Origin of the sequence: Marinobacter sp. UBA5687, from assembly GCF_002420325.1 — a bacterium.
In the GTDB taxonomy this organism is placed as follows: domain Bacteria; phylum Pseudomonadota; class Gammaproteobacteria; order Pseudomonadales; family Oleiphilaceae; genus Marinobacter; species Marinobacter nauticus.
Window position 1 is genome coordinate 23600 of sequence record NZ_DIHV01000152.1, and the last position, 6980, is coordinate 30579.

The 6980-nt window shown below is 56.1% G+C and carries 5 protein-coding genes and 1 tRNA gene; 1 reads left to right on the forward strand and 5 read right to left on the reverse strand.

Translation table 11 applies throughout. The features are described from left to right. Positions 1–276: 276 nt before the first annotated feature. The 5 genes from B3Y70_RS16440 to B3Y70_RS16460 form a co-directional block, all read right to left on the reverse strand. Positions 277–492, reverse strand: coding sequence for a hypothetical protein (locus B3Y70_RS16440; protein WP_136631988.1), 216 nt, complete (start codon positions 490–492; stop codon positions 277–279). Positions 493–507: 15 nt separating this feature from the next. Further along, positions 508–765, reverse strand: a complete 258-nt coding sequence (locus B3Y70_RS16445) for a hypothetical protein (RefSeq protein WP_273031002.1) — start codon at positions 763–765, stop codon at positions 508–510. A 293-nt stretch (positions 766–1058) separates the two neighbouring features. Beyond that, positions 1059–1135: transfer RNA gene (locus tag B3Y70_RS16450), tRNA-Arg, on the reverse strand. A 167-nt stretch (positions 1136–1302) separates the two neighbouring features. Next, a complete protein-coding gene (locus tag B3Y70_RS16455; RefSeq protein ID WP_288590134.1) occupies positions 1303–4146 on the reverse strand; it encodes an insulinase family protein in 2844 nt (947 codons plus the stop codon). 41 nt (positions 4147–4187) lie between these two features. Beyond that, positions 4188–4487, reverse strand: coding sequence for a hypothetical protein (locus B3Y70_RS16460; protein WP_114435033.1), 300 nt, complete (start codon positions 4485–4487; stop codon positions 4188–4190). A gap of 374 nt (positions 4488–4861) precedes the next feature. Between B3Y70_RS16460 and B3Y70_RS16465 the strand changes: the two genes are divergently transcribed. Further along, positions 4862–6847 (forward strand): SDR family oxidoreductase, encoded by a 1986-nt coding sequence (locus B3Y70_RS16465; protein ID WP_278350490.1) that lies wholly within the window; start codon positions 4862–4864, stop codon positions 6845–6847. Positions 6848–6980: the final 133 nt, after the last annotated feature.

The following is a 6980-nucleotide window of genomic DNA, read 5'->3' on the forward strand; positions in this document are numbered from 1 at the left end:
GCAGGCAGAATACTGTTGGCATTGAGCGATTTAGACTAGCTCCGAAAGTCTACCAAAGTTTCAGGAGAAAACGTGGATAGATCAAGGGCATATTAGCAGCCCTACATGCGACGAGGTGAGATTTGAAGAAGCGCGCGATGCATCCGCGAGTAAACGCTGGCTGATTTAAGTATCGTTGCTGGAGACAAAAATCGTGCGGGTGTCTATTTATGACTCTAGCTGACCGATGCCCACCCTCGCGAAATTGGAATCGGAGGGTGGTTTTTTTGTGACGCCTCAGTGCATGGTTTTCCCCGCACCAAGTTGAGGGTGCTGGCTGGAAGAGTAGTCAACGGTCGCGTAGAACTTATTTGGCTCCTCAGAATTCTGGAAAAGATCGAGCGTAATCCAGTCCTCTCCCCGTCGCATCTGGACGGTGAGATTGATCTCTTCGCAATTGAACTCTTTGGTGAGCGTGGCCGCCAGGTTCTGGGTCTTTTTCATGAAATCCATGTTGAATCCCTCCGATCAGAACCAGACGTTCTTTTTGATGGTGCCCAGCTGGTCCGCAGCGCTGGCGGTCGCGGGTGTTAGCTGTGACAGGGAGCTGTCACCGGTGGTGCCATCGCTGTAATTTTGGAGAGTATCGCCAATTACCAGCCTGGTGCCATCCGTGCAGGACACTTTCAGTTCCGCCGTGCTCAGCTCGAAATTGTCGAGAGTCTCCGCCAGAGCGTTGGCCTGTTTGAGCAGGTCGGTAATCTGTTCAATCAAGTGTTTCATCATTTTGGAATATCCTCTGCTTGCTTCTTGAATTGGTCACGCAATTCGAGACCTATTTCGACGTTACCCCATTTCGTCGTTCTAGCAAGCAAATAGATTTTGGCCGGACCGTGTGCTTGAATGTCAGGCAAAACAGAGAGATATCGCCCCTATTGACGAACGGCGATCGCCAAGTCGTAAAAACTAGGTGGCTGGTGAGTAAAATTTTGGCTAAAAATTGATCGTTTTGGGGTTGAGGGGTAGGTTGGTGGGTTAATCGGATTTTCGATTCTAACTATTTGATTTTAATGCTGGGATGGTACCCCCGGCAGGACTCGAACCTGCTACCTATCCCTTAGGAGGGGATCGCTCTATCCAGATGAGCTACGGGGGCATCGCAAAGGAGGCGGTATGATAACGGCCCGAGGCAGCGGGCTCAAGGCTGTCATTTTTCATTTGTTCACACTGTCTTGCCGTTTCCGGGTAGATCACGTGGGTAGTCGCTGACTATCATAGCCCCGGCCTCTGAAGTATGGCCGGGCGGGTTCGTAATCTCTCCCGTCAATCCTTCGGCACAGGGCCCAGGTCCCGCAGGGTCTGAAGGATCGCATCATCATTCACGGCATCGCCGCCGGTGGTGACCAGCAGAGCACGTTGCCGTTCAAGCATGGCCTGTTCGAAGGTTTCTTTCAGCTCCTCCAACGAGACTTTCTGAATGGCATCAGCCAGGACTTCCCGACTATTGAACTTGGTATTTTCCCGGTCGATCTCCCGCCAGTAACGGCTGGACACTTCGCCCAGTTGCCGGTCACGCTCCAGCAATTGGCTGATCACTGCCTGTTTTTCCCGCGCAAGCCGGGTGTTATCCATCTCCGCCAGTTGTTGCGCGAAAGCCTGGCTGAACTCCTCAACGGCTGCGTCGATGGCTTGTGCGTCTGCGGACGGGGATTGCACAACCAGCCCGAGTGCCGGCGTTTCCAGAATCTCGAACGCGGTCGCGTAGACGATGTAACCGAGCTGGCGCGTGGTCCGGATTTCCTCATAGAACGGGCTGCTGATGATTTGTGCCAGTAGCCGGTACCGGGCCCGCTCCGCGTAGGAAGTGTTGTTGCCCTGCAGGTATAAGGTGTAGCCGGTATCGGGGTGCTCAACGGCCAGATGCGCGCCGGTCTGGCCCTGAGGCAGCTGGCGAATTCGCGCCCGATCCACGTTTGTACGCTGGTGATCGGCGAGTACCAGAGCCTGAACCTGTCTGGCCATATTCAAGGCACTGGCCTGGGTCAGGTTGCCATGGGCGAGCATGACGGGATCGGTGCGGGCCAGGAAACTGTCAGCAAAGCCTCTCAGCTCCTCCAGTGTGATATCGCGCGCTGCGGCCAGGCGGTCCTCCACGGGAAACGTGCCTTCCAGCAAGGCGGTTTGGACAAATTCCGAAGTCTGCTGCACCGGCCGTTCTTTGCTCTTGTTTTCCAGAGCATCCATCAGGTTCTGTCGCGCAATCCTGAATCGCTGTTCGGTAAGGGCGGGATTGGCGAACTCCAGCAATATCTGGTTAGCCAGCTTGTGCAGCTTGTCGCTGTAACCGCCGACACGGATGGTAACGCCACGAAGATGGGGGTAGACGCTGTAGTCCAGCCCGGCCAGCCGGGCAGAATAGGCCCAGGCGTTGAGGTTGGTGTTAATGGCGTCCACCAGCAGTTGTGTGAGCACTGAACTCCGGGCGGATTCCCGCGCTGCCGGCGTTCTCAGGCTGACAAACAGATTGGCTTTCGGAGTGGCGAAACGGGTATCCCGGGCGTACCAGATATCCAGTCCGTCCAGTTCGGCAATTTTCTCCGGGTGAGCCATGCTGTCCCCCCCCACCAGTTCGAGATCTTCTGGAACAAAGGGGTTGGATTCGGGCAGGGCAAGCTGTTCAGCCAGGCTGGGAGCTGCCGGGTTATCGAGGTTCAGGGGCGTCCTGACCCATGGCGTCTGATACCACCGCGTGAGGTTCGGCTCGCTCGCGTCCAGGTTGGGGGCGGCAACCCAGACTTTAAGGTTGGCTGGTTTCAGCTGATTGAGGATCGCCCTGTATTGCTCTGGGGCATACCTCTCCAACAGCCAGGGGGCGCTTAGAACATCTTCAGGCGGATAGTCCTTGAGGAGTCTGGACAGTCGCATGGCCTCGCTTTGCGCTTCAGCGCGTTCCCGGAAACGGAAATCAATCATGGCCAGCTGTCGCATCTCGTTGAAGCGTTGCTGGCTGATGCCGTTGTCACGAATACGATCTATATATTCAAAGGTGAGGGCAATGATCTCATCCTGGTGTTCCAGGCCTTCCCGGGTGAGCGACATGCTGATGTCGAGAGTGGCGTGTTCGCCGGTGTCCATCCCTGTGCCTGCGGAAAGGCTTTCTACCATGCCTGCGCGTTTCAGAACGTCGAACAGGCTGCCGGGGCCCTCGTGACCAAGCAGATTGGCAACATAAGCTGCAGGTTTGCTTTTGTAGTAACGCTGCTGAGACGGGATCGGGAAAGACAGCGTCATGCTGCGATTGTCTTTCAGAGTCTCGGCCGTCACTTTCTCCGGCAACCGGGAGGTGTCGTACAGCGGGTATGGGTGAGCTTTGGGTTCAAGATTACGGTTGGCGATGGCACCAAAGCGCTCCTGAACCATGCTTTCCAGCTCATCCAGTGGCTGGGGGCCATAGACTGCCAGGGTCATGATGTTCGCCGAATAGTTTTCTTCCCAGAAACGAATCAGGTCGGGCCGAAGCGGGTTGCCTTCGGTATTTTCCAGGGTCTCCAGGTTGCCGACCGCAAACTGGCTGAAGGCATGCTTCTGATTGCCCGCCGCCTTCCTGACAGAAAGCAGGCGCCGGCCGTCATCTTTAAGCTTGGAACTGTACTCGGAGTGGACGGCATTGCGCTCACGATCCACCAGTTCCGGCGTGAACAGCGGATGAGAAAACTGCTGTGCGAACCGGTCCAGCGCCGGCTCCAGAAACTCGGCTTCCACATCAAAGAAATAGTTGGTGTCTTCAAACGCCGTAAACGCGTTATGACTGCCGCCGTGGCTGCGAATAAACTGCTGGTATTCGCCCGCCTCCGGGTACTTCTCGGTGCCCAAAAACAGCATGTGCTCAAGAAAATGTGCCAGACCTGCCCGCTCTTTCGGGTCGTTACCGCTGCCCACGGCGACGTTCATGGAGGCGGCGGCTTTGTCGGTTTCCGGATCCGAAGCGAGGATCACCCGTAAGCCATTGTCGAGTTCGATGAACCGGTACTGGTTCGGATCGTTGGGACTCTGGGTGGGTGACACACTGGCGGCTGCCAGCGGTGCCAGTAACACCGTGACAATCAGCAACAGCATCTGCAGCAGTGCGTGGCGAGATCGAACAGGTAACTGATATATCGCAGTCATAGGGCCTCGGATTCCGGAATAGCGTTCAGGTCGGAAAAGGATCAGTGCATCTGGTTGTTTTTGGTGCTGTCAGGCTTCTGCTCTATGGTTTGGCGCGCGAGTTTGGCCGCCTGGTCGGCGTCGAGTTCACCAGAGGCGATCCGCTCCAGCACCGTCGCCATGATCGCGACGGACTGGCGGTAATCGGCAAACTCGGCCTGAAACGCCTTGTCGATGGCCTGGTATACGGCCTGAATCTTGTCTTCCCGGGAACCGCTGTCGGCGGCGGTGTCATTGATGGCCTTCAGGCAGGCCCGGGCGATGGCAATGTAACGTTCGGTATTCGGATTGTCTTTCGGCATGGGAGTCTGTTAACCCTTGATGTCTGGCTCGAGTAGTGACGCCGGTTGGCGCTGGAAGTTCCCGATTATGTCATTGGCAAGAACCTCTTGCATTGCCTGGTCGTAATTAAATGACCCAATGCGGTGGTCACGGGTTCTTGTGCTAATCTCAATCACATTGTGTCGATAAACCGGACAGGGAGTGAGGTGGGGTTGGCTGCTTTTAGAGTAATGGCTCTAATAAAAACAATGGGTTACAGAGCAAAAACTCTAAAAAAGTTCGATACATGAAGGTTGCAATTAAGTAGAATTGCCGACCGATGGAATCGGCTACGACTTTGGTCGTATCTGTGTCGGTTAAAGACAAAAAACACAACAGGCAGAATGGAGTACCTATGAATTATTTCCTGACAGGCGGCACCGGCTTTATCGGTCGTTTTCTGGTAGAGAAACTCTTGGCGCGCGGCGGCACCGTGTACGTGCTGGTTCGCGAGCAGTCTCAGGACAAGCTGGAGCGACTCCGGGAGCGCTGGGGTGCAGACGACAAGCAAGTGAAGGCTGTGATCGGCGACCTCACCAGCAAAAATCTCGGCATTGACGCGAAAACGCTGAAATCGCTGAAGGGAAATATTGACCACGTATTCCATCTTGCCGCGGTCTACGACATGGGCGCAGACGAAGAAGCCCAGGCGGCCACCAATATCGAAGGCACCCGGGCGGCCGTTCAGGCTGCAGAAGCCATGGGCGCCAAGCATTTCCATCACGTGTCATCCATCGCGGCAGCGGGGCTGTTCAAGGGTATCTTCCGTGAGGATATGTTCGAAGAAGCCGAGAAGCTTGACCATCCCTATCTGCGTACCAAGCACGAATCCGAAAAAGTTGTGCGTGAAGAGTGCAAGGTTCCGTTCCGCATCTACCGCCCTGGTATGGTCATTGGCCATTCGGAAACCGGCGAAATGGATAAGGTGGACGGGCCCTATTACTTCTTTAAGATGATTCAGAAGATCCGTCACGCGTTGCCCCAGTGGGTACCCACCATCGGTATTGAAGGTGGCCGGCTGAACATTGTGCCGGTGGATTTCGTGGTCGATGCCCTGGATCACATTGCGCACCTGGAAGGAGAAGACGGCAACTGCTTCCATCTGGTGGACTCCGATCCGTACAAGGTGGGTGAGATTCTCAATATCTTCTGTGAGGCCGGCCATGCCCCCCGCATGGGGATGCGCATCGATTCCCGGATGTTCGGTTTTATTCCGCCGTTTATTCGCCAGAGCATCAAGAACCTGCCTCCGGTCAAACGCATTACCAGCGCGGTTCTGGATGACATGGGCATTCCGCCCTCGGTGATGTCCTTCATTAATTACCCGACCCGTTTCGATACCCGGGAGCTGGAGCGGGTTCTGAAGGGCACCGACATTGAGGTGCCGCGCCTGCCGTCCTATGCCCCGGTGATCTGGGACTACTGGGAGCGCAATCTGGATCCGGATCTGTTCAAGGACCGCACCCTCAAGGGCACGGTTGAAGGCAAGGTTTGCGTGGTCACCGGCGCGACCTCGGGTATTGGCCTGGCAACTGCAGAAAAACTGGCAGAGGCTGGTGCCATTCTGGTGATTGGCGCCCGCACCAAGGAAACCCTGGATGAAGTGGCGGCCAGTCTGGAGGCCAAAGGTGGCAACGTACATGCCTACCAGTGCGACTTTTCAGACATGGACGACTGCGACCGCTTTGTGAAGACGGTACTCGACAATCACGGCCACGTGGATGTGCTGGTGAATAACGCGGGTCGCTCCATTCGCCGCTCCCTGGCGTTGTCTTTTGACCGGTTCCACGATTTTGAGCGGACCATGCAGCTGAACTACTTTGGCTCCGTTCGGCTGATCATGGGCTTTGCGCCGGCCATGCTGGAGCGCCGTCGTGGGCACGTGGTGAACATTTCCTCCATTGGCGTACTCACCAACGCTCCGCGTTTCTCGGCCTACGTGGCGTCAAAATCGGCACTGGATGCCTTCAGCCGTTGTGCCGCCGCGGAATGGTCAGACCGCAATGTGACCTTCACCACCATCAACATGCCGTTGGTGAAAACGCCGATGATCGCGCCCACCAAGATCTACGATTCCGTGCCGACACTGACACCGGATGAAGCGGCCCAGATGGTGGCGGATGCGATTGTGTACCGGCCCAAGCGTATTGCCACCCGTCTTGGCGTGTTCGCGCAGGTTCTGCATGCGCTGGCACCCAAGATGGGCGAGATCATTATGAATACCGGCTACCGGATGTTCCCGGATTCGCCCGCCGCTGCAGGCAGCAAGTCCGGCGAGAAGCCGAAAGTCTCTACCGAGCAGGTGGCCTTTGCGGCGATTATGCGGGGGATTTACTGGTAATCGCCTGAGATGCCCCAAGAAAAAACCCGCCGAGGCGGGTTTTTTCGTTTCAGGACTACGATGTCATTCCTGAGGTTCTTCGGCAATTTCGATTGGCGGCGGCGGAAAACCGCCCAGTTCACGCCAGCGATTG

Coding starts and splice junctions, on each gene's coding strand:
- B3Y70_RS16440 (WP_136631988.1), bottom strand. CDS start 492: ATGGATTTCATGAAAAAGACCCAGAACCTGGCGGCCACGCTCACCAAA.
- B3Y70_RS16465 (WP_278350490.1), top strand. CDS start 4,862: ATGAATTATTTCCTGACAGGCGGCACCGGCTTTATCGGTCGTTTTCTG.
- B3Y70_RS16455 (WP_288590134.1), bottom strand. CDS start 4,146: ATGACTGCGATATATCAGTTACCTGTTCGATCTCGCCACGCACTGCTG.
- B3Y70_RS16445 (WP_273031002.1), bottom strand. CDS start 765: ATGATGAAACACTTGATTGAACAGATTACCGACCTGCTCAAACAGGCC.
- B3Y70_RS16460 (WP_114435033.1), bottom strand. CDS start 4,487: ATGCCGAAAGACAATCCGAATACCGAACGTTACATTGCCATCGCCCGG.